Origin of the sequence: Bradyrhizobium sp. CCGUVB4N (genome assembly GCF_024199945.1) — a bacterium.
Classification (GTDB): Bacteria; Pseudomonadota; Alphaproteobacteria; order Rhizobiales; family Xanthobacteraceae; genus Bradyrhizobium.
This window is the reverse complement of the sequence record NZ_JANADP010000001.1, coordinates 7,758,435-7,783,665: the sequence shown is the minus strand read 5'-3', so window position 1 is coordinate 7,783,665 and position 25,231 is coordinate 7,758,435. Positions and strand designations below refer to the sequence as shown.

The window sequence follows — 25,231 nt, the reverse complement described above, 5'->3', positions numbered from 1 at the left end:
CTAGCGAAATCGCGCGAGAGCCTTGCGGCTAGGCCCGTTGCCGTACGGCTGCCGGCTCATCCTGACGCTTCGACCAGGAGATATAATAGGCCACCGCCGTCATCGCCGCGAAACCGGCAACGCTCACCCCGATCTGCATCACGACCAGATTGGCGCCGGTGATCAGGATGAGATGGCCGGCGAAGGACAGGAATACGCCGACGCAGAACACGGCGAGCCATTCCTCGCCGCATTTGATGACCATCTGGAGCGGCTTCCATTGCAGCCCCGGATGGTCGGCCGGGATGAGGTGGGTCGCGATGAAAGCGAGCGCGAGGAAATGGATCACGCGATAGGGCGCGAGGTTTTCCTTGTCGGCCGGCGAGATGCCGTTGAGCACGACATCCGGCAAATAGGCCGATAATGTCGGCGAATGGCGCATCAGGGTGATGGCCATCGCCGACACCAGATAGGCGCCCGCCAGCACGCGGAGCCAGGGCAGGTTGCGCAACGCGCGGCCCGAGGCGCCGGTGACGGCGAACCAGCCGCCCAGCACCATCAGCATCTGCCAGCAGAACGGGTTGAACGTCCATTCCTGGTCCGGATAGGTCCGGAAACCCCATTCGAACCAGCGCGCCACGAAATAGAATGCAACAGAGAGCGCCAACGTCACGTTCGGTCGCCGCAACAGCCCCCACAGGGCCAACGGAAAGAACGCCATCAGCGGGATCATCAATTGCAGCAGGTCGAGGTTCAGCGGCTCTTCCTGCAGCACGAGGCCGCGGACCAGGATACGCAGCGGATGATCGAGTATCCCGGAGATGTTGTAGTCGCTGATAATCTCCGGCGCCATCGATTGCGAGGCGACATAGGCGATGGTGTCGATGTAGACCACGAACAGCACGACATAGGCGGCATAGAGCCGCCAGACACGGCCGAAGATGCGCGTCGCGGCGACGACATAACCGCGCTCCAGCGCCATCCTGCCGTAGATGATGGCGACGCCATAGCCCACCACGAACACGAACAGGTCGGCGGCGCCGCTGAAGCCGAAATTGCGCAGCGTCAGCAGGTTGACGACATTGTTCGGGATGTGATCGACGAAGACCGACCAGGTCGCAATGCCGAGCGTCAAATACAGCCTGGCGTCGTGATCGAATGCGGCGAGGTTAGCCCTAACAGACGGCTTCATTGCTAATTATTTCGTTTGGAATCAGGGCGATGCTTTTAGCGGCAACCGCCTGCCCGTCCGAGTAGCGATTGCGTGAAGGAGGGTCAATTATCGCGTTGTATCCAGAGCATTCCGAACTTTGCGGCCGCCCGCTGCGAGGCCTGCCGATTGTTTGGGCAGCAAGCCAATGCTGGTACCGCCGCGTCCCCTCTGCCGCAATCCCCTGTTTGCGATTGCATCGTCTCCGAAGTTTGGAAATTGAAAACCTCCAGTCTGGAGGGCTTCTATCACGCAACATTGAACCACTGCGCTAGTCCGTTGACGGCTGCAACGATCTGCAGCCGTTGGAAGTTGGGGAAGTTGCGGTGGGTGAATTGGAAGTGGGATGCCGGCGGCTCCTGGGTGCTGCCAGCTCGGCTATTTTGATCCTTGCCGCTGGCGAGGCCAGCGCGCAGACATCGACGGCGCCCGCACCGGGAAGTCCCATCCAGTTGAGCCCGATCGTCGTCCAGGGCAGCGACGCTCCCAGGCATGCACGGACCTCGCCATCGCGCAGCCGCAGCGCGGCGCGCTCGCGCGCGATTGCACGGGCGCATGCGCCGGCGGGTGCGGCGGCTGCTGTCGCGACCGGCGCCGGAACGGGCCAGAAGGAATCGGCGTTCGGTCATGTCGACGGGGTGGTCGCGACCCGCAGCGGCACCGGCACCAAGACGGACGCGGCCCTGGTCGACACGCCGGTCGCGATCTCGGTCGTGACTCAGGACCAGATCAAGGCCCAAGGCGTTCAGAGCGTGTCTCAGGCCGTGCGCTATTCACCGGGTGTTCGCAGCGAAGTCGCCGGCGCCGATGCGCGCTTCGACAATATCTACATTCGCGGCTTCGTGGCCGATCAATATCTGGATTCGCTGAAGCTGCCCTATTTCGGCATCTTCGCCTATCCGGTGATCGAGCCCTTCAACCTCGAGCGCGTCGAGATCCTGCACGGTCCGGCATCGGTGCTCTACGGTCAATCGTCGCCGGGCGGCCTCGTCGATCTCGTCTCGAAACGGCCGACGCTCGAACCCTATCACGAGATGTTCTTTTCGACCGGCAGCTACGGCCGCGCGCAAGGCGGTGTCGATCTCTCCGGCCCGATCGACAAGAACAAGGAATTCCTCTACCGCGTCACGGCTTCCGGCTTCGACGTGGGCAGCCAAGTCGACCATACCGAATATCAGCGGTTCTCGATCGCGCCGTCGCTGACCTGGCGTCCGGACAACGACACCACGCTGACGGTGCTCAGCACTTATCAGCGCGATCCCAAGGCCGGCTTCTACAATCAGCTCCTGCCGAACGGCATCGGCACCATCACGCCGTACAAGGGCAGCACCATCCCGACCAGCTTCTATTCCGGCGAGCCGAGTTTCGACAAGACGGACCGGACGCTCGGCATGGTCGGATACCAGCTCGAGCACAGCTTCAGCAACAATCTCAAGGCCCGCCAGAACGTCCGCTACATGGACCTCAGCACCGATTTCGCGGTGGTCTCTCCCAACTCCGTCACCGATCCGACCAACATGACGCGTGGCGCCTACACCACGCAGGAGACGATCCGCTCGATCAATGTCGACAACCAGGTCGAGACCAGGTTCAACGCCGGACCGTTCGAGCACACCGTGCTCGCCGGTCTCGATTATCTCCACGCCGTCGACCAGCGGCTCAATGGCGCGCTTTCGGTCGTGCCGGCGATCAATGCGCTCAATCCGGTCTATGGTGTGTCGATCGGTCCGGTGCCATACACGAACAACGTCCATCAGAGCCTCGACCAGCTCGGCGTCTACGCGCAGGACCAGATCAAGTACGACCACTGGATCGCGCTGCTCGGCCTCCGCCACGATCTGGCGCAGTCGCGCACCGATACGCTGACCTACGCGACCGGCACCACCGCCGTCGCGCCGAAATCCGACACCGCGGTCACCAAGCGCGCTGCGCTGCTCTACAAGTTCGACAGCGGCATCGCGCCCTATATCCAGTACACCGAGTCGTTCCAGCCGACCGCCGGCACGACCTTCGCCGGCAGTCCGTTCGCGCCAACCACCGGCCAGCAGGAAGAAGTGGGCATCAAGTATCAGCCCAATGCGAAATCGCTCTACACGATCGCGGCGTACAATCTGATCCAGCAGAACGTGCTGACGCCGGATACCGATCCGACCCATGGCGTCGGGCAGCGCGTCCAGACCGGCGAGATCCGTTCGCGCGGCATCGAGCTCGAGGCCAAGACCGAGGTCAATCGCGAGCTGACGGTGCTGGCGTCCTACACCTATCTCGACAACATCGTGACGCGGAGCAACACCGCGACCCAGCTCGGCAAGCATCCGGTCGGCATGCCGATGAATTCCGCATCGGCCTGGGCCGACTACACCTTCCACGGCGGCGCGCTCGACGGTTTCGGCCTGTCCGGCGGCGTCCGCTATGTCGGCGAGACGCCGGGTACCACCGCGAACACGTTCTACGTCCCCGCCGTGACGCTGTTCGACGCCTCGCTCCATTACGATTTCTCGGCGCTGGGGCCGATGTTCAAGGGCTATTCGGCGCAGATCAACGCCACCAACATCTTCGACAAGACCTACGTGACGCTCTGCCAGGACATTGGCTGCTACTACGGCCTGCGCCGCAACGTGATTGCGACGTTGCGCTATAAATGGTGACGGGAATGAGCGTGCAGCCCGACTTCGACCAGCGTGTGTATGAGCGCAAGCCGGCGCTGCGGCGCTGGCTCTTCGTGCACAAATGGTCGAGCCTGATCTGCACGCTGTTCCTGCTGCTGATCTGCCTGACCGGCCTGCCGCTGGTGCTGCGCGAAGAGCTCAACGACTTGCTCGATGGCGGCTTGCCCTACGCCAAGGTGGCCGAGGGCACGCCCAATATCAGCCTCGACCGGGTTGTCGACGCCAGCCGGAAGATGTATCCGGGCGAGGCCATCATCACCGTGTTCGTCGACGACGACGAACCCAAGATCATGGTGTTCATGGCGAGCTCCCTGGAGGCGTTCAAGGCCGATCGCAGGTCGCTTTTCTCGATCAGCTTCGACGCCCATACCGGTGACGTGCTGAAGCAGACCAAACCATTCGGCGCCGACGGGCTGACCTTCCTGCAAATGATGCTGACGCTGCACCGCGATCTCTTCATGGGACTTCCAGGCGAGCTGTTCCTTGGCGCGATGGCGCTGCTGTTCGTCGCTGCGATCGTCTCGGGAATCGCAATCTACGGCCCCTTCATGCGCAGGCTCGACTTCGGCACCGTACGCGCCGGCCGGTCGCGGCGGCTAAAATGGCTCGACCTGCACAATCTGCTCGGCGTCGTCACGCTCGGCTGGGCGCTCGTGGTCGGCACCACCGGCGTGATCAACGAGCTGTCGACGCCGCTGTTTGCGCTGTGGCAGCAGACCGACGTGCGCGCGATGCTGGCACCGTTGCAGGGCAAGCCGGTGCCGCAGACCTCCGAATTGTCCTCGCCGCAGGCTGCCTATGACACGGTGAAGGCGGCGTTCCCCGATATGGTCACGAGCAGCGTGGTCTATCCGGGCTCGCCATTCGGTTCGCCCTTTCATTACGTTGTTTGGACCAAAGGCAAGGAGCCGCTAACCTCGCGCCTGTTCAGTCCGGTTCTGGTCGACGCGCGAAGCGGCGCGCTGGTGTCGGCCGTCACGATGCCCTGGTATCTGCGCGCGCTGGAGCTGTCACGTCCGCTGCATTTCGGTGATTACGGCGGCATGCCGCTGAAGATCATCTGGGTGCTGCTCGATCTCGTCACCATAGTCGTGCTCTGCAGCGGTCTTTATCTCTGGTTCGTGCGGGCGTGGTCCACGAAGACACGATCTGCCACGGCCATGCCGCTGACGTCACCGGGGGCTGCGGAATGACCAGCCATACGTCGCTCGTCCGGATCTGGCGCTGGCCTTCGCTGCTCGCGACCTTGAGCGTGTTCGGTCTGTTTTCCGCGCTGCTCGGCCAGTCCGGCGTCTGGCTGCCGCTGTCGTGGATCGCGCTGTCCGCCCCGCTCGTGGTGGCGGCGATCTGCATCAGCCGCGGCCGGGGCTGATGTGACCTTACTCGGCCGGCTCGACTGATGCCTCATCCGTAGCGCCGGCGCGGCTCGCCATGATTCCGAGCGCGACGCCGCCGATGGCCAGGATCGGCAACAGCCGCTTGACGCCGATAGCGCGGACGATCTGCAAGCCTGTTGCGATCAGCATGGGATCGGCGAGCATGCTCGGGGCCGCCTTCGCGGCGCGCTCGGCAGCGATGCGAGCGCGTGTCCGCATCTCCCGCTTGTAGCCCCAATAGCTTCCCGCCGCGGCGAGCGTCAGCAGGAAGAAGATGCCGGCGCCCGTAAGACAGGCCTGAACCGGACCGTATTTCTCCAGCACCGAGATGAAGGCTGCCGCGCAGAGGAAGCATGTGGTGATGAACAGCGCGAACGCCGCACCCGCCGCCAGCGAGGTCAGCCGCACAGTCGTGCCCGTCGATGCGCTGATGCCGTCGATGATGCGCTGAAACACGGTCTTGCTCCTCAGGTCCCCACAAGCCAATTGGTCACGTGCCGGTCACGGCGGCACAGGCCGTCGTGACCTCAAACTCCATCGTGCGTCCTAGCGGCGCCAGGCGAAGCCGATGAGGAAGCCGATGCCGAGCGCGACACCGACGGTCGCGAGCGGCCGCTGCGTGATCGCGTCTTCCAGCGTTTCCTCGATCGAGCCGTAGGCATCCTGCGCCGCGTCCATCATGGCGCTGCCGCGCTCGGAGAAGTCGTCGATGGTCGAATCCATGTTGTCGCGCGCCTGCTTGTAACCGCGTCGGGCCTGCTTGCCCGTGGCGTTGGCGAATGTGTTGAGGGCGTCGGTGATCTGGTCGGTGAGGGCGGCGATATCGCTTTTCACGGCTGCTACATCCTTCTCGAGGCGTTCTGCGGTGGCTTTGTCGGTCCAGTCTCTCATTCTGGCTTCGCCATCGGATATTGACATCACGGGCTCCGAACTGTTGGCGGTGAGATGGGCGGAAAACGCTTCGTCTTCAGGTAAGTTCCGTTCACGGCAGGGCTCACGCCTGCGGAAGCTGCGGCGAATTCTCCGGCAACAAATGCTCCTTCATGATCAGCCCCACGATGAGGAGCGGCGACGACAAAAACGCGCCCATCGGTCCCCACAGCCAGGTCCAGAAGGCGAGAGCGATGAACACGGCGAGCGCATTCAGCGCCAGCCTGCGGCCGATGATGGTCGGCGTGACGAAGTGCCCTTCCATGAAGGTAATGCCGCCGAAGGCGATCGCCGCGACCAGGCCGCCGCCGAGGGTCGGGAAGGCCACGACACCGACGACGGCCAATATGACGAACATGGCGACGGGACCGATGATGGGGATGAAGTTGAGGGCGGCCGCGAGTGCTCCGAGCCCGGCCGGATTGGGCATTCCGGTGACTGCGCAGACGATCCCGGCCGCGACGCCCACGCCGACATTGATAAGGGTCACGGTCAGGAGGTAGTTGCCGAGATGGACCTCGATCTCGTTCAGAATCCGCAATGTGCGCAGCCGCGCGTCGCGGTCGCTGAAATTCATGATCATGGCGCGTCGCAGATCGCGCCAGCTGGCGATGAACAGGATCAGGGTGGCGAAGAACAACAGGAATTCGGCGAAAGTCGGTGACAGGAATTCCAGCGTCGGCTGCACCCAGTCGAACTTGGGCAGCTGGAGGCTCGGCAGCCCCTCGGAGCCACCGATCATGGTCTGCAGCTCTCGCCACAGCGCCAGAGGCCGGTCGAAGACGTGCATCTTATCCTTGAGCTGCGCGCCCAGCTCCGGCAGACGCGAGCTCCATTCCATGGCAGGTGCAGCGATCAGCGCAAAGACGAAGGCGACCAGCGCGGTTACCGCGATCACGATGAGCACGGCGCCGACGGCGCGCGGCACGTGCCGCTTCTCCAGGAAAGTCGCGGCCGGTGACAGCATCGTTCCGGCGACGATGGCCATGACGACCGGCAGGAAGAACCCCTTGGCGACATAGAGCACAGCGACGATGGCGATCAGGAGCAGGCCCGCCAGCGCAAGGGCAACGAACTCGGTACGCCGGATCACCGGCGGCAGCTCGACATGGCTGTCGGGGAGCGGAGTACCCTCGTCGTTGCCGGAAATCAGACGTTCACTGGGAAGGACGCGCACAATCTCTCTCCCCGCACGGAGGTCTCCGGGCGCCCATTTGGTCATCAGGAAACGCCCCACACCCGCTGCGGTTCCATCGCGGCTTCGTGAAGTTGCGCTCGCTTGACTGTGACGTCGTTGCTGCACGGGCAGGCGGAACTTGAGTCGGTTCTGCTGCGTTTGTTGGGAAGCCGCATCACTCAAGATGCCGACATCACACGGGGCAGCACATGACCAAGTTCTCCGTAATCCGTCGCAGCTTCTCGCCGCGCGTCGTCACCGCTTGTGCCTTTGCGACAGCTTTGCTGACCGTGCCGTTCGCGGCTCAGGCCCAAACGCTCGGTTATGTGCCGATGCAGCCGCAAGCCTATCCGCAGGATCAGACCTATTCTTCGCAGGGTTATGCGAGCGAGGCGCCGCGGGCCGCTGACGAAGATGCGGCGCTGCCGGATCGCCTGCGCCGGCAGATCGTCGGCTTCGACCGCAACGAGCCGGCCGGCACCATCGTCATCGATACCGCCAACACCTATCTCTACTACGTGCTCGGCAACGGCCGTGCGATGCGCTACGGCGTCGGCGTCGGTCGCGAGGGATTCACCTGGTCGGGCGTGCAGAGCATCAGCCGCAAGGCGGAATGGCCGGATTGGCATCCGCCGGCTGAGATGATCGCGCGCCAGCCCTATCTGCCGCGCTTCGTCGCCGGCGGCCCCGGCAATCCGCTCGGCGCCCGCGCGATGTATCTCGGCACCAGCGAATACCGTATCCACGGCACCAACGATCCCACCACGATCGGCAAGTTCGTCTCGTCCGGCTGCATCCGCCTCACTAATGAGGACGTGAGCGACCTGTTCAGCCGCGTCAATGTCGGCGCCAGGGTCGTGGTGCTGCCGAAGAATGCGCCGCTGATGGCGCGCGGCGGCGATCCCCTGCGCAAGCGGCCGGCGGCGACGACGCTGCCCTCGGGGCGCCAGGCGCTGAACATCTCTGCGTCGTCGGTCGATTGAAGAGTTGAGTGAGGTTGCATGATGAGACGTTCGATCACCAGGCTCGCTGGCGGAACGGCCGCGTTCGTCACGGTCGCTTGCCTCGGCCTTGTGCTGGCGCCCTCGGCGCATGCGGAGGATTTCTTCTCGGCGCTGTTCGGTGGCTTCCGCATGCGGCCGCCGCCCGAGATCCGGGTGCCGTTCCCGAACGACGACATGCCGCGCTACGACGCGCCGCGCCAGCGCGCTTCCTATGGCGGTGGCACGGCCTATTGCGTGCGCGGCTGCGACGGGCGCTATTTCCCGGCGCAGGGCAACGACGCCGAGAGCAAGGCACAATCCTGCAAGAGCTTCTGTCCGGCGTCGGAAACCTCGCTGGTATATGGCAGCAATATCGACGACGCCACGACCGACAGCGGAAAATCCTATTCCGATCTGCCGAACGCCTTCCGCTATCGCAACGAGATCGTGTCCGGGTGTACCTGCAACGGCAAGGATCCGACCGGCCTCGCTTCGCTCAAGGCCGAGGACGATCCGACCTTGCGCAAGGGCGATATCGTTGCGGGTAGCGACGGCCTCGTCGTCGCCAATCGCAACGCCAACGATCGCCGCGGTATCGCGATGAACTTCTCGCCCTTGCCGGAAAAGATCCGCGCGAAATTCCGCCAGGTTCCGGTGGTGGCGAAGGAGTAGGGGGCCTACGCCGCGCGGATCTTGCCCAGGAAGTCGCTGACCTGATCGCCGAGCTGACGGCTCTGGGTCTCCAGCATCTGCGAGGCCTGCTTGACGTTGTCTGCGGCGCCGGCCGCGGTGTCGGCGTCGGCCTTCACGCCGGTGATGTTGTCGGAGACGTTCTTGGTGCCCTGCGCGGCATATTGCGTGCTGCGGGTGATCTCTTGCGTCGCTGCGCCCTGTTCCTGCACGGCGGCGGCAATCGCGGTCGCGACCTCGTTGACCTCGCCGATGATGCCGCCGATCGCCTGGATGGCGTTGATGGCGTCGCCGGCAACCTTCTGGATGTCGGCGATCTGCTCCGAGATCTCCTCGGTCGCCTTCGCGGTCTGGCTTGCCAGTGACTTCACCTCGGAGGCGACAACCGCAAAGCCGCGGCCGGCCTCGCCGGCCCGCGCAGCCTCGATCGTGGCATTGAGGGCGAGAAGGTTGGTCTGTGCCGCGATGGTGTTGATCAGTCCGACGACCTCGCCGATGCGGCCTGCGGATTGCGCCAGCCCCTGCACGGTGCCGTCGGTTTCGCGCGCCTGGTTGACGGCGCGGCTGGCGATCCCTGCGGCATGCGCGGCCTGCTGGCTGATGTCGTTGATCGAGGCCGAAAGTTCTTCGGCTGCCGCCGCGACGCTCTCGACGCTGGTGGAGGCGTCGTTGGAGGCTTTGCCGGCGACCTCGACGCGCTCGTTGGTCTGACGCGACACGGCGGAGAGATCACCCGAGGTCTTGCGCATCTCGGCCGAGGCATCGCTCAATTCGCCGAGCGACTTGCGCACCACGCCCTCGAATTCGCCGACATAGGTTTCCATGGCGCGCTGGCGCGCGGCCGCACCGGCATTGCGCTCGCGCTCCTGCTCCTCGATCTTGAGCTTGTCGATCGCCTGCTGCTTGAAGGTCTCCAGCGCACCGGCGAGCGAGCCGATCTCGTCGTGACGGTCGAGATAACCGCTGTCGACGCCGAGATCGCCACCGGCGACCTTGAGCATGGCGTCGCGGATCCGATGCAACGGCGTGATCACGCGGCGGCTGACGGCCAGCATTGCAGCACCGGTCAGGATGATGGCAGCAATCAGCAGGGCGGTGTTGACGATCAGCGACTGGACGGCGGCCGAGCGCTGGGCCGCGGAATGGTCCTTGGCGGCCTGTAGCGCCGCATCCGCAAGCTTCACTGCCGTCATCATGCGGGGCACCGAATAGGGGCTCCACTGGTTGGCGGTCATCGACGCCTTCTCGCCCTTGGCGATCGCCGTGATGATTCCGTCACGCGTGGCAGCGTATTGCGGATCGAAATAGGTCGATTTGGCTTCGGCCATTGCCGAGCTCAACGCCGGCGGCAATTGCATGCCGGTCGCGGCGAGCTCGATTGCGTTCCAGGCGGTCTCGGTGCCGCCGGCCCATTTCGTGTAGGCGAGCTGGACCTCTGGCGCGATCTTGCCGCTGCCGAGTGCATTGCCGACGATCAGCGAGGATTCGCCGGCATTCAGGCGCAGCAGCCACGCCATCTGCTTGATCATCAGCAACTGGTCGATCGTCGGGTCCTGGTGGTTGACGCTTGCGGCGAGAAGCGGTGACAGCTTTTCGAGCACCGACATCAACCCATCTTCGCTGTCGGTGTATTCCTTAACCAGCGCTGCGCGGCGCGACGCTTTCGGCTTGGCAGCTTCGGTCCAGAATTCGGTCTGCGCCGCGAGCAGCGCCTTGTTGAACCGGTCGAGGTCTGTAACCATCGCCTCGCGCTGGGGCATGTCGATCGAAGGCAGGATTTCGATGGCGCGCGCAAGCGCGGGCATCAGCGCTTCGCGGATATCGCGGATGTATTTTTCGATGTCCTTGTCCATCGGGACGTCGGAGGTGAGCTGGCGGTTGCTGGTCGAGCGGTCGGCCCGGATGTTGGCCATCGCCTTGAATACTTCGGCCGAGGCCGCCGAAACCGCGACGATCCGGTTGGCCTGCTGCAGCCGGCCCCATGAGCTCCATGCGCTGATCGAGAAGCCGATGACGACGACGAGCGCGGTGGAGAGAATCACCGCCTTCAGCAGCGTGGATACGGTCAAGCGGTTGAGCATCGGACACCCCGGTACGCGTTTCGAAGTTCGTGGCCCCGAACGGCAGCCCCACGAACTTCGAAACCAAAGGGATGCGCGCAATCAAGGCGCCTACCTATGGCAGGCGCCTTGAGCCATTTGGCCTGAAAAGGGTAAAAACTTAGACAGTGTTTCTGCCGTAAAATTACCTAGCCGCGCGCCTTACGCCGCGCGGATCTTGCCGAGGAAGTCGCTGACCTGGTGGCCGAGCTGGTTGCTCTGGGTCTCCAGCATCTCGGAGGCGCTCTTTACATTGTCGGCGGCCGCGGCTGCGGCATCCGCATCGGCTTTCACGCCAGTGATGTTGTCCGAGACGTTCTTGGTGCCCTGAGCGGCATATTGAGTGCTGCGCGTGATCTCCTGCGTCGCCGCGCCCTGCTCCTGCACGGCAGCCGCGATCGCGGTCGCGACCTCGTTGACCTCGCCGATGATGCCGCCAATGGTCTGGATCGCGTTGATGGCATCGCCGGCGACCTTCTGGATGTCGGCGATCTGTTCGGAGATTTCCTCCGTCGCCTTCGCCGTCTGGCTCGCCAGCGACTTCACCTCGGAGGCGACGACAGCAAAGCCGCGGCCGGCTTCACCGGCGCGCGCTGCTTCGATCGTGGCGTTGAGCGCGAGCAGATTGGTCTGCTGCGCGATGGTGTTGATCAGGCCGACCACCTCGCCGATGCGTCCTGCGGACTTCTGCAGGCCCTGAACGGTGCCGTCGGTCTCGCGTGCCTGCGTCACGGCGCGACCGGCGATGCCGGCGGCATGCGCGGCCTGCTGGCTGATGTCGTTGATCGAGGCCGAGAGCTCTTCGGCGGCGGCCGCGACGCTGTCGACGCTCATGGAGGCGTCATTGGAGGCCTTGCCGGCGACCTGGACGCGGTCGTTGGTCTGGCGCGAGACGGCTGAGAGATCGCCCGAGGTCTTGCGCATTTGGCCCGACGCATCGTTCAGCTCGCCGAGCGTCTTGCGCACCGCGCCCTCGAACTCCCCGACATAGGCTTCCACCGCGCGCTGCCGTGCGACAGCGCCGACGTTGCGCTCGCGCTCGTGTTCTTCGATCTTGAGCTTTTCGGTGGCCTGCTGCTTGAAGGTCTCCAGCGCGCCGGCAAGGGCGCCAATCTCGTCCTGGCGATCGAGATAACCGCTGTCGACGGCGAGATCGCCGCCGGCGACCTTGAGCATGGCATCGCGAATGGTGTTGAGCGGGTTGATGACGCGGCGGCTGACCAGCATGATCGCGCCCACGGCAAGCCCGATGGCGAGCGCCAGCAGCACGAGCTGCACGATCAGCGCGCGCAGCGCAGAACCGCGTTGATCGAGGGTGTGCGTCCTGGCGGCGTCGAGGGCGGCTTCGGCGACCGCGACCGCGCTTGCCATGCGGCCGACCGTGACCGGGCTCCACTGGTTGGCCGTCATCTCGGCCTTCTCGCCCTTGACCAGCGCGTCCGCGAGGCGGTCACGCAAGGCTAGATATTGCGGATCGAAATAGGCGGTCTTGGCGCCGGCCATGGCGGAGGCGAGGGTGGGCGGCAATTGCATGCCCGAGGTCGCCAATTCCAGTGCCTTCCACATCGCGCTCGTGCCGCCGACAAATTGGGTATAGTTGTAGCGCGCTTCCGGCGTGATCTTGCCGGCTGCAAGTCCCATCGAGACGATCAGCGAACCTTCGCCCGCGGTGTTGCGCAGCAGCCAGGCGTTTTGCTTGATCGACAGCAGCTGGTCGATCTCGGCGTCCTGGTGGTTGACGGTGGCGGCCAGCGTGTTCCCGAGATTGTCGAGCACGTCGAGCAGGCCCTGCGTCGTCTCCATGTATTCCTTGGTCAGGCCCGCGCGGCGCTGGTCCTTCGGCTTGGCGACGTTCTCCCAGAATTCCTTCTGCTCCTCGATCAGCAGTTTGTTGAGGCGCGCGAGCTCCGGTACAAGTGTGCCGGATCGCGGGAAGTCCATGCTCGGCAACAGCTCGAGCGCGCGTGCCATCGCCGGCATCTGGGCGTCGCGCAAGTTGCGGAGGTATCTCTCGATCTCGGAATCCATCGGTTCGGTCGCGGCCAGCAGCCGCGAGGTGGTGGAACGATCGGTGCGCAGATTGTGCATCGCCTTGAACAGATCGGCGGAGGCGTCGGCGATCGCCGAGATGCGGTTGGCGGTCTTGAGGCGATCCCAGGACTCGTAGGCGGTGAGCGAGAGTGCGATCACCACGCAGATCGACGTGATCGCGATCACTGCCTTCAGCAGTGCGGACACGGTCAGACGATTGAGCATCGAAGTCCCCCCAAATTCCCATTTCAAAGTTCGGCAAAGACGCCCCGGAAAAAACAAGACAACGGGGGCGGTCGCATCGGCAATCGCATACCGTTCGTGGCACGCAGGGCCGTACGGTTTCTGCATCTGAAACGAAAAGGGTAAAGTTTTAGGCCGGCTGCCTGCCGGTAGAATTACGCATTTACTAGAAGTTGTAAGGGGTTGCGCGGATGGAACCGGCGCGCGAGACAGGCGTTAGGACCTCGTTAGCAATTTGTCTGAAGGGGGCCCTGCGATGTTGGTCGGCGTACTCGTCACCTTTCTCGTCATTATTCTCGTTCTCTATCTTATCAATATGCTGCCGATGGACGGTCGCGCCAAGCAGATTGCGCGCGTCGTCGTCATCATCATCGGCATCGTGTCGCTGCTGAAATATCTCGCGGTGTTTTAGCGGGGCTTCGGCTTCCAACAAAAAAAGCCCCGGCGCGAGCCGGGGCTTTTGGTGTTCGAATGATCGGCCTCAGCCCGCCGCTTTGGCCTCGCGGCGGCGCGCGGTGAGGATGTATTCGGTGTAGCCGTTCGGCTGCTCGCGGCCCTTGAAGATGAGATCGCAGGCCGCCTTGAAGGCTGTGCCGTCGAAGGCGGGCGCCATCGGCTTGTAGATCGCATCGCCGGCGTTCTGCTTGTCGACGACCACGGCCATGCGCTTGAGCGATTCCATCACCTGTGCCTCGGTGATGACGCCCTGGTGCAGCCAATTGGCGAGATGCTGGCTGGAAATGCGCAAGGTGGCGCGGTCTTCCATCAGGCCGACATCATGGATGTCAGGCACCTTGGAGCAGCCGACGCCCTGGTCGATCCAGCGCACGACGTAGCCAAGGATGCCCTGGCAGTTGTTGTCGATCTCCTGCTTGACGTCGTCGGGCGCCCAGTTCGACTTCGACACCGGAATGGTGAGGATGTCCGAGAGCTTTGCGCGCGGACCGCCCTTGGTGAGTTCTTGCTGCCGCGCGATGACGTTGACCTGGTGATAGTGCAGGGCGTGCAGGGTCGCCGCAGTCGGCGAGGGCACCCACGCCGTGGTGGCACCGGCCTGCGGATGGGCGAGCTTCTGCTGGAGCATGTCCGCCATCTTGTCCGGTGCAGCCCACATGCCCTTGCCGATCTGGGCATGGCCGGGCAGGCCGTCGATCAGGCCCATGTCGACGTTCCAGTCCTCATAGGCCTTGATCCAGGCCTGCGCCTTCATCTCGTTCTTGCGGATCATCGGACCCGCTTCCATCGAGGTGTGGATCTCGTCGCCGGTGCGGTCGAGGAAGCCGGTGTTGATGAACATGATGCGCTTGGAGGCACGCTGGATGGAGGCCTTGAGGTTGACGGTGGTGCGCCGCTCCTCGTCCATGATGCCGACCTTGAGGGTGTTCTCAGGCAGGCCCAGAATCTTCTCGACGCGATCAAAAATCTCGCAGGTGAACGAGACCTCGTCCGGGCCGTGCATCTTCGGCTTGACGATATAGGCAGATCCCGTGCGGCTGTTCTTGACCTTGGAGTTGCCCTTGAGGTCGTGGATCGCGAGCAAGCCCGAGACGGCGGCGTCGAGCAGGCCTTCCGGCACCTCCTCGCCCTTCTCGTCCAGCACCGCGTCCGTGAACATGTGGTGACCGCAATTGCGCATCAGCAGCAGGCTGCGGCCGTGCAGCTTGACCTCGCCCTTGCCGTCCGGCGTCTTGTAGCTGCGGTCGGCGTTGAGCGAACGCGTCAGCGTCTTGCCGCCCTTCTCGAAGTCTGCCGACAGCGTGCCGTTCATCAGGCCGAGCGTGTTGCGATAGACCAGCACCTTGTCCTCGGCGTCGACGGCGGCGACGGAGTCTTCCATGTCGAGAATGGTCGACACGGCCGATTCCATGATCATGTCGGCGACGCCGGCCGGATCGTCCTTGCCGATCACGCTGGTGCGGTCGATCTTGACCTCGACATGCAGACCGTTGTTGGCGAGCAGCACAGCGCTCGGCGCGGCCGCATCGCCCTGGAAGCCGGCGAACTGCGCGGCGTTCTTCAGCGCGGTGGCGTTGCCGCTCTTCAGCTTCACCGCGAGCTGGCCTGCGACGACGCTATAGGCGGTGACGTCGGTATGGCTGCCGGTCGCCAGCGGCGCGGCGGCGTCGAGGAAAGCCTTGGCCTTGGCGATCACCTTGTCGCCGCGCGCCTTGTTGTAACCCTTGCCGCTCTCGGACGGATCGTGCGGGATCGCGTCGGTGCCGTAGAAGGCGTCATAGAGCGAGCCCCAGCGCGCATTCGCCGCGTTCAGCGCGTAGCGCGCATTGGTGAGCGGCACGACCAGCTGCGGGCCGCAGATCTTGCCGATCTCTTCGTCGACATTGGCGGTCTCGACCTTCTGCGTCGCCGGCTCCGGGACGAGATAGCCGATCTCTTTCAGGAAGGCGGTGTAGGCGTCGAGGTCGAACGCCTTGCCCTTGTTGGCGCGGTGCCAGTCGTCGATCTTGGCCTGCAGCTGATCACGGAAGGCGAGCAGTGACCGGTTCTTCGGGCCCAGCTCCTTGATGATGCCGGCGACCCCGGCCCAGAACGCATCCGGCGCGATCCCGGCTTTCGGGGCGGCTTCCTTGGCGATGAAATCGAAAAGGACGGGGGCGATCTTCAATCCGTGGGCGTCGACGCGTTTCATGATGGTCTTTCTTGTTGGAAATGGCTGTTTTTGGCTGCTTTTGACCCGACAGCAGCAAAACGTGCCCGCTCAGGGCGGCTTTCGGGACCTATTAGCCTCAAAATCGGGGCGGTGAGAAGACCCCTAAAGGTCTGTCAAAATGTCAAGCCGAGGTGAGGGTTGACGCGTTTTACAAGCGATCGAGTGACAATCGATCGAGCCCGGCTACCCGCCGCGCACGCAACTGCGCACCCTCCCCCCCTTGCGGGGGAGGGTGGGGAGAGGGGTGGCCAAGGAAATGGTGTGCTTGAGATCGGTGCAGCGGAGTGCTCGTGGTGGAAAGAGTCCCCGTGTGGACCCCTCTCCCTAGCCCTCCCCCGCATCCGCCTTCGCCCGAAGGCGGGCTTCGGCGGACAAGAGGGGGGAGGGAACGCACTGCCTGCGTGGTGGTGGTGCGTGAACCAGCGCAGTACGTGCTTAGATATTCGCGGCGAGGTCCACGACTTCGTCGAACAGCACGCCGGTCGTCTTCAGCATCTGTTCGATCTCATCCGCTGCATCCGTGACGGTGCGGGCCGACGTGTCGATCACAAGCTCAGCCGCCTCGGGCCGCTCGTAGTCGTTGCCGATGCCTGTGAAGGAGGCAAGCGCGCCGGCGCGGGCCTTCTTGTAATGGCCCTTGGGATCGCGCTCCTCGCAGATTTCGGCCGGTGTCGCGACGTGGATCTCGCGGAACGCGGTGTCGGCGATGCGCCGCGCGGTGGCGCGGTCCTCGCGGGCCGGCGAGACGGCGGCGACGATGGCGATGTGGCCGTTGCGGGCGAGATGCGTTGCGACCTCGGCAAGCCTGCGGATGTTCTCGCTGCGATCGGCGGCGGAGAAGCCGAGATCGTTGTTGAGGCCGGCTCGCAGCGTGTCGCCGTCGAGCAGGATCGGCGAGCCGCCATTGGTGAACAGCCGCCGCTCCAGCGCCTTGGCCAGCGTCGACTTGCCGGAGGCCGGCAGGCCGGTGAGCCAGACCACGGCACCGTTGTGGCGATAGCGCGCGGAGCGCTCGTCGGCGCGCAGCGCCGATTCGACCGGCACGATATCGACAGGCACGGCGCGCTGGCCGGCATCGACCGACAGCACCAGGCCGCCGCCTGCGATGCGCCCGGACACCTCGATCACGAGGCGGCCGGTGCGCGGATTCTCGGTGTAGGGATCGGCGGCAATCGGATTGGACAGGGAAATGTCGATCTCGCCGACATGGTTGCGGCCGATCGCCTTGTTCTCGCGACTCTCGAGCTCGCCGGGATCGACTGCCTTCTCGATGGCGACGACCGTGGCGCGGCTTTCCTTCGGCCCCGAGCGGACCAGGATCTGGTCGCCCTTGGCGAGCGGCTTGTCGTGCAGCCAGAAGATGCGCGCGCGCAAGCGCCGCGTCTCGCGCGGGGCGGTGTTGGCATGCGCAATGATGTCACCGCGCTCGATGAACAATTCGCGGTCGAGCGTGATGCCGACCGAGCGGCCGGCGCCCTGGCGCGTTGCGACCGGCGTCACCGGCCAGCTCTCGACCGTCCTGATCTTTGCGATCTTGCCGGCCGGCATGATCACGATCTCGTCGCCGGCAATCAGGCTGCCGGATTCGATACGGCCTGCCACGATGCGGCGATCGTCGAACTTGTAGATCGCCTGCACCGGCAGGCGCAGCGCCAGCGCTTCCAGCGGCCGCGCCGGCTCAAGCCGATCCAGCGCCTCGACCACCGTCGGACCCTTGTACCAGCCGATCCGGTCGGTGCGCTCGGCAACGCCGTCGCCGTCGCGCGCGGAAATCGGGATGATTGCGGTCGGCGTCACGCCGAGGCCGTTGAGATGCGCGGAGATCTCGTCGCTGATCTCCTTGAAGCGCAGGTCCGAGAAATCGACGCGGTCCATCTTGTTGACGACGACCGCGACCTGCTTCACGCCGAGCAGATGCAGGAGATAGCCGTGACGGCGGGTCTGGTCGCGCACGCCTTCGAGCGCGTCGATGATCAGCACTGCGCCGTCGGCCTGCGAGGCGCCGGTGATCATGTTGCGCAGGAATTCGGCATGGCCGGGCGCGTCGATCAGCACGATGTCGCGCGAATTGGTGCGGAAGCGGATCTGCGTGGTGTCGATGGTGATGCCCTGGTCACGCTCGGTCTGGAGCGCGTCGAGCAGGAACGACCATTCGAATGGCATGCCGCGCCGCGCGCTGACGGCCTTCAGCATCTCGAGCTTGCCGTCGGGCAGGCTGCCGGTTTCGTGCAGAAGGCGGCCGACCAGCGTCGACTTGCCGTGGTCGACATGGCCGACGATGACGATGCGGACCTGCGGACGCGTGGTGCCGTTGGGCGTGGCGGGCGACGTGGGGGTGACGAGCATGTTCATGACCGCGATGCGTCCTTGATCAGAGATAGCCGGCGACGCGCAGGCGCTCGAAAGCGTCCTCGGTCTCGTGGTCGAGCGCGCGGCCGGCGCGCTCCGGCACCTTGGTCTGCTCGAGCTCGGCCAGGATCTCGTCGATGTTCGTTGCCGTCGAAGCGACCGGATTGGTGATGTCCTGATCGCCCAGCGAGCGATAGCGCTTGCCGTCCTTGGCGAGGTAGAGCGGGATGATCGGGATGTTCTCGCGCTTGGTGTAGGCCCAGATGTCGGCCTCGGTCCAATGCAGGATCGGATGGATGCGCAGATGCGCGCCTTGCGGCGGCGATGCGTTGAAATGATCCCAGAATTCCGGCGGCTGGTCGCGCACGTCCCAATTGCCTTCGAGACCCCGCGGCGAGAACACGCGCTCCTTGGCGCGGGTGGCTTCCTCGTCGCGGCGAATGCCTGCGATCAGGCCGTCAAAGCCGTATTTGGCCAGCGCCATCTTGAGGCCTTCGGTCTTGCGCGCGGCGGAACGCGCGGCCGGCGGCAGCGTTGGGTCGACGGCATCGATCGGCGGGCAGGGCTCGACGCGCAGATCGAGCTCCCACTCTTTGCCGTAATGATCGCGGAACCGATACATCTCCGGAAACTTCTTGCCGGTGTCGACGTGAAGGGCCGGGAAGGGCAGGCGGCCGAAGAACGCCTTGCGCGCCAGCCAGATCATCACGTTGGAGTCCTTGCCGAGCGACCACAGCAGGGCGATCTTCTTCAGACGGGCGAAAGCCTCGCGGAAGATGTAGATGCTCTGCGCTTCCAGCTGGTCGAGATGGTCCATGCTGGGGGCGGTCAGCGCGACGGGAATTTGCTCGGAAACGGGGGCTTGGGAGTCCCGTCCATCTGCACCGGAATCGGTCCTGAGAAGATGCATCTCTGCCACTTTGCGTTTGGAGGCGAATTTTCTATAGTTGCGGTGCAGAAGAGAAGAAAAAATTTTCTCTTTGCGCGCTCGAAACGACACATATATAGAAAATAATTCCAGTCAACCCCGGATGTGGGGGAAGCGAGTATCGCATGCGGTTCTTGCCGGTGTTCCTCGATCTCAAGGCCGGTCCGGTGGTCCTCATCGGCGCGGGTGAGCTTTTGCGCGCCAAGCTGCGCGTGCTCGCGGCCGCCGGTGCGCGCCTCCGCGTGCATGCGATCGACGGCAATCATGAGCTGGGCCTGAGTTCTGACGATGCGGCGCGTGTCGAGATCGCGACCGTCGATCCGTTCACGGCCGATCTCGCAGGCGTCATCGCCATTGTCTGTGCGGGCGCTGGCGATGTCGGTGTGGCGATGTCGGCGCGGGCGAAGTCGCTCGGGCTGCCCGTCAACGTCATGGATGATCTCGAACACTCCAGCTTCATCTTCCCGGCCATCGTCGATCGCGGCGATGTCGTGGTCGCAGTCGGTACCGGCGGAACGTCACCGGTGGTGGCGCGGCGCGTGCGCGAGAAGATCGAGGCGCTGCTGCCCGCGCGCATCGGCGAGCTCGCCGAGTTCATCGGCGGCTTTCGCAAATCGATCAACGAGCGCATTGCCGAGTTCCCGCTGCGCCGCCGCTTCTGGGAGCGCGTCATCGACGGCCCGATCGGCGCCGCTGTGTTGGCCGGCCGCAAGGGCGAGGCTGATGCAGCGCTCAAGCAGATTTCCGATCCGACCGCATTCGCGCGCGCCGACAAGCCGGAAGGCTCGGTCGCGTTGGTCGGTGCCGGCCCCGGCGATCCCGATCTCCTCACGATCAAGGCGCTGCGCGCGCTGCAGGATGCCGATATCGTCTTCCACGACGAGCTGGTCTCGCCCGACATTCTCGACCGCATCCGCCGCGATACCACGCGCGTTGCGGTCGGCCGCCGTGTCGGCAAACCCGGCATCGGCCAGGACGCCATCAACAAGCGCATGATCGAGGCCGCGCAAGCCGGCCAGCGCGTCGTGCGGCTGAAGGGCGGCGATCCCTTCGTGTTCGGCCGCGGCGGCGAAGAGGTGGAAGCGCTGCGCGCGGCTGGTGTTGCCTATTCGATCATCCCCGGTATCACCGCTGGCCTCGGCGGCGCCGCGGATTTCGAGGTGCCGCTCACTTTCCGTCACGAAGCGACCCGCATCACCTTCCTCACCGCGCACAAGGCGCGCGACGCGGAGACGGTGGATTGGTCGACGCTGACCGACACCAGGATGACCGTCGTGGTCTACATGGGCATGACCGCTGCGCCCGCGATACGCGCCGGCCTGTTCGCCGCTGGCCGTTCTCCGGAGACGCCGGTCGGCGTGTTCGCCCGCGTCACGCGGCCGGATGCGCAGGGCGCAATCGGCACGCTGCGCGACTTGCCCGAACTTGTGCGGCAGACCCATGGTGGTCCCGCCATTCTCATCATCGGTGACGTGGTCCGGCATGCCGGCTCGCTTCATCGCCAATCTCCAAAGCAAATCATCTCTGACCTATTGGATGCAGCCGAATGACCTCTCCGCTTGAACAGAAGAAAATCAAAATCGCCGGCCCTTCGGTGGTGACTGCCAACCGCACCTGGGACGGCATCGTGGTGTATCGCACTGCCGCCAAGAGCTGGTCTGCGGACCTGTCGGAAGCCGCGATCGTGCGCAACTCGGACGAAGCGAAGGCGTTGCTTGCGGAGTCGGTCGCCGATGACGTCGGCGCGATTGGTCCCTATATCGCACCGGTGCAGGTCGGCGCGGACGGCAAGATCGAACCCGGCAATCTGCGCGAACAGATCCGCCGCACCGGCGTGACCATCGGGTCGTCGGCCCAGGCTTAAGGCACTCTCTGATGTATGCTTACGATGAAATCGACCGCACGCTCGTCAATGAGCGCGTCTCGGAATTCCGCGACCAGGTGAAACGCCGCCTCTCGGGCGAGCTCACCGAGGACGAATTCAAGATCCTGCGCCTGCAGAACGGCGTCTACCTGCAACTGCACGCCTACATGTTCCGCGTTGCCATTCCGTACGGCACGCTGGCGACGAACCAGTTGCGGGCGCTCGCCCATGTCGCGCGCAAATACGACCGCGGCTATGGCCACTTCACCACGCGGCAGAACATCCAGTTCAACTGGATCAAGCTCGCCGAGCTGCCGGACGCGCTGGAAGATCTCGCCAAGGTCGGCATCCATGCGATGCAGACCTCCGGCAACAACATGCGCAACGTCACCTCGGACCAGTGGGCCGGCGTCGCGCCCGGTGAGATCGAGGATCCGCGCATCTGGTCCGAGCTGATCCGCCAGCACACCACGCTGCATCCGGAATTCTCGTTCCTGCCGCGCAAGTTCAAGATCGCGATCACGGCGTCGGACCATGACCGCGCCGCGATCAAGATCCACGACATCGGTCTGAAGCTGATCAAGAACGAAAAGGGCGAGACCGGCTTCGAGGTGCTCGTTGGCGGCGGTCTTGGCCGCACGCCGTTCATCGGCAAGACCATCAAGCACTTCGTGCACGGCCGCGATATCCTCAGCTATATCGAGGCGATCCTGCGCGTCTACAATCAGTACGGCCGCCGCGACAACATCTACAAGGCGCGCATCAAGATCCTGGTGCACGAGCTCGGCATCGAGAAATTCTCGCGAGAGGTCGAGGAGGAGTGGCAGCACATCCGCAATTCCTCGCTCCAGATCGACGACGAGGTGATCGAGGACATCCGCTCGCGCTTCAGCTATCCCGCTTACGAGAAGCTGCCGCACATGCCGGACGAGCTGCGTCAGGCTGCGGCCGACGCCGACTTCGAGGCGTGGCGCAAGAACTCGGTGGCGCCGCACAAGGTGCAGGGCTACTCGATCGTCACGATCTCGCTGAAGCCGATCGGCGCGCCTCCGGGCGATGCCACGGCCGAACAGATGGATGCGCTGGCCGATCTCGCCGACAAATATTCCTTCGGGGAGATCCGCGTCGGCCACGAGCAGAATCTGGCGCTGCCCCATGTTGCCAAGCGCGACCTGCCGGCGCTGTGGAAGGCGCTCGACAAGCTCGGGCTAGCGACGCCGAACGTCAATCTGATTACCGACATCATCGCCTGCCCGGGTCTGGATTATTGCTCGCTGGCCAACGCGCGCTCGATTCCGATCGCGCAGGAGCTGACGCGGCGCTTCGCCAACCATGAGCTCGCCAATCTGATCGGGCGGCTGCACATCAACATCTCCGGCTGCATCAACGCCTGCGGTCACCACCATGTCGGCCATATCGGCATTCTCGGCGTCGAGAAGAACGGCGAGGAGGTCTACCAGATCACCATCGGCGGCCGCGCCGACGAGGGTGCTGCGCTGGGCAATCTGATCGGCCCCGGCGTCAAGTTCGACGAGGTCGCCGATGTCATCGAGGACGTCGTGGAAGCGTATCTGGCGCTGCGCGAGCGGCCGGAGGAGCTGTTTATCGACACCGTAAAACGCCTCGGCGTCGAACCCTTCAAGGAGCGCGTCTATGCCACTCGTTAACGGCGGAAAAATCATCGACGACAGCTTCGTCAAGCTGGCCGTCGACACCCCGCTGCCCGAGAGCGGCGACATCCTGGTGCCGGCCGAGCGTTTCATCGGCGAGGCCGACGCGTTGCTCAAGCGCGCCGGCAAGGTCGGCGTGATCTGGCCGAACAACCGCGACATCGACGAGCTGGTGCCGTATCTCGGCAAGGTGGCGACGGTTGCGCTGGTGTTCCCGACCTTTCGGGACGGGCGCGCCTACAGCCAGGCACGGCTGCTGCGCGAGCGCTACAACTATCGCGGCGATTTGCGCGCGACGGGCCAGATCCTGCGCGATCAGTTCGTGTTCATGCTGCGCGCCGGCTTCGATTCCTTCGAGGTGAAGAAGCAGGCGGACGCGGAAGCGTTCATGCAGACCGCGAAGCGCTACTCGGTGTTCTACCAGCCGACCGGCGACGGCCGGATCACGGCGCTGCACCGGCGCATGCAGTTGCGTCACTCCGAGGGTGTCGGCACGTGAACGCGATCGCGCCCCAGGTCTCATCCGTCTCGACGCTGCCTTCGGCGGCGGAGCTCGATCGCGCCTTGCGCGACGCCTCTCCTGCAGAAGTCATCGCGGCGGCGCTCAAAGCCGTCGGGCGCGAGAAGCTTGCGCTGGTGTCGTCCTTCGGGACGGAATCGGCGACGCTGCTCAAGGTCATGGCGGATGTCGATCCGGCCATCCCGGTGATCTTTCTCGACACCGGCTGGCTGTTCGAGGAGACGCTGGCCTATCGCGATACGCTGATTGCGACGCTCGGCTTGAAGGACGTCCGCTCCATCAAGCCGGCGGAAGAGACGCTGACGCGCGACGATCCCGAACGCGACCTCTGGTTCTCCGATCCCGACGCCTGCTGCCGTATCCGCAAGGTCGAACCGCTGGCGCGCGCGCTGAAGCCGTTTTCGGCCTGGCTTAACGGCCGCAAGCGCTTTCAGGGCAATTTGCGCGCCGACATTCCTGTCGTCGAGGACGATGGTGCGCGGTTGAAGTTCAACCCGTTCGCCAACGTCTCGCGCGAGGAACTCGAAGCGATTTTCATCCGCGCCAAATTGCCGCGTCACCCCCTTGCGGCGTCTGGTTTTCGCTCGGTTGGGTGTATGCCTTGCACGAGCAGAACGGCCGAGGGCGAGGATGAGCGCGCGGGTCGCTGGCGTGGCCGGGCCAAGACAGAATGCGGCATCCACACGATGAAGGCTTCGTAGCACAGGCAAGCTGCCCCGCTTCGAACAAGAAAATCCGGTTCCGTTGACTTGAGTGCGTTTCGCCATGAGTTTCGCCTGCATGCCTTTGCCGACATTGGCGTCGTCGAAGTGAATGGAGATGGACATGATGCGCCGTATCGTTCCGCTCGCTGCAGGACTTCTCACGACGGGATTCTTGGCTAGCGCGGCTCTCGCTGCCGATATCAACCTCTTGAACGTGTCGTATGATCCGACGCGCGAACTCTATGTCGAGTTCAACAAGGCGTTCGCGAACGCCTATCAGAAGGAGACCGGCAAGAGCGTCGAGATCAAGCAGTCGCATGGCGGCAGCGGCTCGCAGGCGCGCGCCGTGATCGACGGATTGCAGGCCGATGTGGTGACGCTCGCGCTCGCCTATGACATCGATGCCATCGCCGGTAAGGGCCTCATTGCAGCCGATTGGCAGAAGCGGCTGCCGCAGAATTCATCACCCTACACGTCGACGATCGTGTTCCTGGTGCGCAAGGGCAATCCCAAGGGCATCAAGGACTGGGACGATCTGCTCAAGCCGGGCGTCGCCGTGATCACGCCGAACCCGAAGACCTCGGGCGGTGCGCGCTGGAACTACCTGGCAGCCTGGGGCTTTGCGCAGAAGAAGTTCGGTTCGGCCGACAAGGCCAAGGACTTCGTCGGCAAGCTCTATCAACAGGTGCCGGTGCTCGACACCGGCGCACGCGGCGCCACCGTGACCTTCGTCGAGCGCGGCGTTGGCGACGTGCTGCTCGCCTGGGAGAACGAGGCCTATCTCGCGCTGAAGGAATTCGGTCCGGAGAAATTCGAGATCGTGGCGCCGCCGCTGTCGATCCTGGCCGAGCCGCCGGTCGCGATCGTCGACAAGGTTGCCGACAAGAAGGGCACCCGCAACGTCGCCGATGCCTATCTCCAGTACTGGTACACCAAGGAAGGACAGGAAATTGCCGCGCGCAACTTCTACCGTCCGCGCGATGCCGAGATCGCTAAAAAGTATGAAAACTCCTTTGCAAAGGTCGAGCTGTTCACGATCGACGACGTGTTCGGCGGCTGGACCAAGGCGCAGAAGGAACATTTTGCCGACGGCGGCGTCTTCGATCAGATCTACAAGAACTGATCGGGCGCTGTCGGAACG

The 25,231-nt window shown here is 64.3% G+C and carries 21 protein-coding genes; 12 read left to right on the top strand and 9 right to left on the bottom strand.

All coding sequences use genetic code 11. The features are described 5' to 3' along the window. Positions 1-28: 28 nt before the first annotated feature. Positions 29-1,171, bottom strand: a complete 1,143-nt coding sequence (locus NLM31_RS36190; protein ID WP_254195330.1) for an OpgC domain-containing protein — start codon at positions 1,169-1,171, stop codon at positions 29-31. A gap of 470 nt (positions 1,172-1,641) precedes the next feature. On the opposite strand from NLM31_RS36190, the gene NLM31_RS36185 reads away from it, so the two are divergent. From NLM31_RS36185 to NLM31_RS36175, 3 genes are read left to right on the top strand one after another with little or no spacing between them, the layout of a single operon-like run. Next, entirely contained in the window at positions 1,642-3,837 is a 2,196-nt protein-coding gene (locus tag NLM31_RS36185; protein WP_254195329.1) for a TonB-dependent siderophore receptor, read from the top strand. A gap of 5 nt (positions 3,838-3,842) precedes the next feature. After that, positions 3,843-5,051, top strand: coding sequence for a PepSY domain-containing protein (locus NLM31_RS36180; RefSeq protein WP_254195328.1), 1,209 nt, complete (start codon positions 3,843-3,845; stop codon positions 5,049-5,051). Next, entirely contained in the window at positions 5,048-5,230 is a 183-nt protein-coding gene (locus NLM31_RS36175) for a DUF4175 domain-containing protein (protein ID WP_254195327.1), read from the top strand. The genes NLM31_RS36180 and NLM31_RS36175 overlap by 4 nt, the downstream gene beginning before the upstream one ends. Before the next feature lie 7 nt (positions 5,231-5,237). On the opposite strand, the gene NLM31_RS36170 is transcribed toward NLM31_RS36175, so the two are convergent. From NLM31_RS36170 to NLM31_RS36160, 3 genes are all read right to left on the bottom strand, one after another. Then, positions 5,238-5,690 carry a hypothetical protein gene (locus NLM31_RS36170; RefSeq protein WP_254195326.1) on the bottom strand — a complete coding sequence of 151 codons (453 nt, stop codon included), beginning with the start codon at positions 5,688-5,690 and terminating at the stop codon, positions 5,238-5,240. 90 nt (positions 5,691-5,780) lie between these two features. Next, positions 5,781-6,152, bottom strand: coding sequence for a YqjD family protein (locus NLM31_RS36165; RefSeq protein WP_254134024.1), 372 nt, complete (start codon positions 6,150-6,152; stop codon positions 5,781-5,783). Positions 6,153-6,228: 76 nt separating this feature from the next. After that, a complete protein-coding gene (locus tag NLM31_RS36160; RefSeq protein WP_254195325.1) occupies positions 6,229-7,341 on the bottom strand; it encodes an AI-2E family transporter in 1,113 nt (370 codons plus the stop codon). Positions 7,342-7,550: 209 nt separating this feature from the next. On the opposite strand from NLM31_RS36160, the gene NLM31_RS36155 reads away from it, so the two are divergent. Both NLM31_RS36155 and NLM31_RS36150 read left to right on the top strand, forming a co-directional pair. Beyond that, positions 7,551-8,324, top strand: a complete 774-nt coding sequence (locus NLM31_RS36155; RefSeq protein ID WP_254195324.1) for a L,D-transpeptidase — start codon at positions 7,551-7,553, stop codon at positions 8,322-8,324. A gap of 18 nt (positions 8,325-8,342) precedes the next feature. After that, the gene (locus NLM31_RS36150) at positions 8,343-8,996 is read left to right on the top strand and encodes a DUF2865 domain-containing protein (RefSeq protein WP_254195323.1); all 654 of its coding nucleotides are present in this window, start codon (positions 8,343-8,345) and stop codon (positions 8,994-8,996) included. 5 nt (positions 8,997-9,001) lie between these two features. Here NLM31_RS36150 and NLM31_RS36145 read toward each other — a convergent pair whose 3' ends face one another. Both NLM31_RS36145 and NLM31_RS36140 read right to left on the bottom strand, forming a co-directional pair. Beyond that, on the bottom strand, positions 9,002-11,095 hold the full coding sequence (locus NLM31_RS36145; protein ID WP_254195322.1) for a methyl-accepting chemotaxis protein: 2,094 nt from the start codon (positions 11,093-11,095) through the stop codon (positions 9,002-9,004). A gap of 180 nt (positions 11,096-11,275) precedes the next feature. Then, complete coding sequence (locus NLM31_RS36140) at positions 11,276-13,369, bottom strand: methyl-accepting chemotaxis protein (protein WP_254195321.1); 2,094 nt, start codon at positions 13,367-13,369, stop codon at positions 11,276-11,278. 274 nt (positions 13,370-13,643) lie between these two features. Between NLM31_RS36140 and NLM31_RS36135 the strand changes: the two genes are divergently transcribed. After that, a complete protein-coding gene (locus NLM31_RS36135; RefSeq protein ID WP_084292245.1) occupies positions 13,644-13,799 on the top strand; it encodes a Thivi_2564 family membrane protein in 156 nt (51 codons plus the stop codon). A 69-nt stretch (positions 13,800-13,868) separates the two neighbouring features. On the opposite strand, the gene NLM31_RS36130 is transcribed toward NLM31_RS36135, so the two are convergent. The 3 genes from NLM31_RS36130 to cysD form a co-directional block, all read right to left on the bottom strand. After that, positions 13,869-16,034: a malate synthase G gene (locus NLM31_RS36130; RefSeq protein ID WP_254195320.1), complete on the bottom strand. Its 2,166-nt coding sequence runs from the start codon at positions 16,032-16,034 to the stop codon at positions 13,869-13,871. A 456-nt stretch (positions 16,035-16,490) separates the two neighbouring features. Beyond that, positions 16,491-18,407, bottom strand: a complete 1,917-nt coding sequence (cysC, locus tag NLM31_RS36125; protein WP_254195319.1) for an adenylyl-sulfate kinase — start codon at positions 18,405-18,407, stop codon at positions 16,491-16,493. 19 nt (positions 18,408-18,426) lie between these two features. Next, a complete protein-coding gene (gene cysD / locus NLM31_RS36120; protein WP_254135527.1) occupies positions 18,427-19,221 on the bottom strand; it encodes a sulfate adenylyltransferase subunit CysD in 795 nt (264 codons plus the stop codon). Positions 19,222-19,457: 236 nt separating this feature from the next. Between cysD and cysG the strand changes: the two genes are divergently transcribed. The 6 genes from cysG (at position 19,458) to NLM31_RS36090 (ending at position 25,213) form a co-directional block, all read left to right on the top strand. Beyond that, complete coding sequence (gene cysG / locus NLM31_RS36115) at positions 19,458-20,882, top strand: siroheme synthase CysG (protein ID WP_254195318.1); 1,425 nt, start codon at positions 19,458-19,460, stop codon at positions 20,880-20,882. Next, positions 20,879-21,196, top strand: a complete 318-nt coding sequence (locus NLM31_RS36110) for a DUF2849 domain-containing protein (protein ID WP_092216576.1) — start codon at positions 20,879-20,881, stop codon at positions 21,194-21,196. Before cysG ends, NLM31_RS36110 begins: the two co-directional genes overlap by 4 nt. An 11-nt stretch (positions 21,197-21,207) precedes the next feature. Beyond that, positions 21,208-22,863 (top strand): nitrite/sulfite reductase, encoded by a 1,656-nt coding sequence (locus tag NLM31_RS36105; RefSeq protein ID WP_254134015.1) that lies wholly within the window; start codon positions 21,208-21,210, stop codon positions 22,861-22,863. After that, positions 22,850-23,365 carry a DUF934 domain-containing protein gene (locus NLM31_RS36100; RefSeq protein WP_254195317.1) on the top strand — a complete coding sequence of 172 codons (516 nt, stop codon included), beginning with the start codon at positions 22,850-22,852 and terminating at the stop codon, positions 23,363-23,365. Before NLM31_RS36105 ends, NLM31_RS36100 begins: the two co-directional genes overlap by 14 nt. Further along, complete coding sequence (locus tag NLM31_RS36095) at positions 23,362-24,087, top strand: phosphoadenylyl-sulfate reductase (RefSeq protein WP_254195316.1); 726 nt, start codon at positions 23,362-23,364, stop codon at positions 24,085-24,087. The genes NLM31_RS36100 and NLM31_RS36095 overlap by 4 nt, the downstream gene beginning before the upstream one ends. A gap of 112 nt (positions 24,088-24,199) precedes the next feature. Next, entirely contained in the window at positions 24,200-25,213 is a 1,014-nt protein-coding gene (locus NLM31_RS36090) for a sulfate ABC transporter substrate-binding protein (RefSeq protein ID WP_375143611.1), read from the top strand. Positions 25,214-25,231: the final 18 nt, after the last annotated feature.

What these genes read in the sequence shown, in the direction of transcription:
- NLM31_RS36190 (WP_254195330.1), bottom strand. Translation starts at nt 1,171, where the DNA reads ATGAAGCCGTCTGTTAGGGCTAACCTCGCCGCATTCGATCACGACGCC.
- NLM31_RS36180 (WP_254195328.1), top strand. Translation starts at nt 3,843, where the DNA reads ATGAGCGTGCAGCCCGACTTCGACCAGCGTGTGTATGAGCGCAAGCCG.
- NLM31_RS36175 (WP_254195327.1), top strand. Translation starts at nt 5,048, where the DNA reads ATGACCAGCCATACGTCGCTCGTCCGGATCTGGCGCTGGCCTTCGCTG.
- NLM31_RS36165 (WP_254134024.1), bottom strand. Translation starts at nt 6,152, where the DNA reads ATGTCAATATCCGATGGCGAAGCCAGAATGAGAGACTGGACCGACAAA.
- NLM31_RS36155 (WP_254195324.1), top strand. Translation starts at nt 7,551, where the DNA reads ATGACCAAGTTCTCCGTAATCCGTCGCAGCTTCTCGCCGCGCGTCGTC.
- NLM31_RS36150 (WP_254195323.1), top strand. Translation starts at nt 8,343, where the DNA reads ATGATGAGACGTTCGATCACCAGGCTCGCTGGCGGAACGGCCGCGTTC.
- NLM31_RS36145 (WP_254195322.1), bottom strand. Translation starts at nt 11,095, where the DNA reads ATGCTCAACCGCTTGACCGTATCCACGCTGCTGAAGGCGGTGATTCTC.
- NLM31_RS36140 (WP_254195321.1), bottom strand. Translation starts at nt 13,369, where the DNA reads ATGCTCAATCGTCTGACCGTGTCCGCACTGCTGAAGGCAGTGATCGCG.
- NLM31_RS36135 (WP_084292245.1), top strand. Translation starts at nt 13,644, where the DNA reads ATGTTGGTCGGCGTACTCGTCACCTTTCTCGTCATTATTCTCGTTCTC.
- NLM31_RS36130 (WP_254195320.1), bottom strand. Translation starts at nt 16,034, where the DNA reads ATGAAACGCGTCGACGCCCACGGATTGAAGATCGCCCCCGTCCTTTTC.
- cysC (WP_254195319.1), bottom strand. Translation starts at nt 18,407, where the DNA reads ATGAACATGCTCGTCACCCCCACGTCGCCCGCCACGCCCAACGGCACC.
- cysD (WP_254135527.1), bottom strand. Translation starts at nt 19,221, where the DNA reads ATGGACCATCTCGACCAGCTGGAAGCGCAGAGCATCTACATCTTCCGC.
- cysG (WP_254195318.1), top strand. Translation starts at nt 19,458, where the DNA reads ATGCGGTTCTTGCCGGTGTTCCTCGATCTCAAGGCCGGTCCGGTGGTC.
- NLM31_RS36110 (WP_092216576.1), top strand. Translation starts at nt 20,879, where the DNA reads ATGACCTCTCCGCTTGAACAGAAGAAAATCAAAATCGCCGGCCCTTCG.
- NLM31_RS36105 (WP_254134015.1), top strand. Translation starts at nt 21,208, where the DNA reads ATGTATGCTTACGATGAAATCGACCGCACGCTCGTCAATGAGCGCGTC.
- NLM31_RS36100 (WP_254195317.1), top strand. Translation starts at nt 22,850, where the DNA reads ATGCCACTCGTTAACGGCGGAAAAATCATCGACGACAGCTTCGTCAAG.
- NLM31_RS36090 (WP_375143611.1), top strand. Translation starts at nt 24,200, where the DNA reads ATGGAGATGGACATGATGCGCCGTATCGTTCCGCTCGCTGCAGGACTT.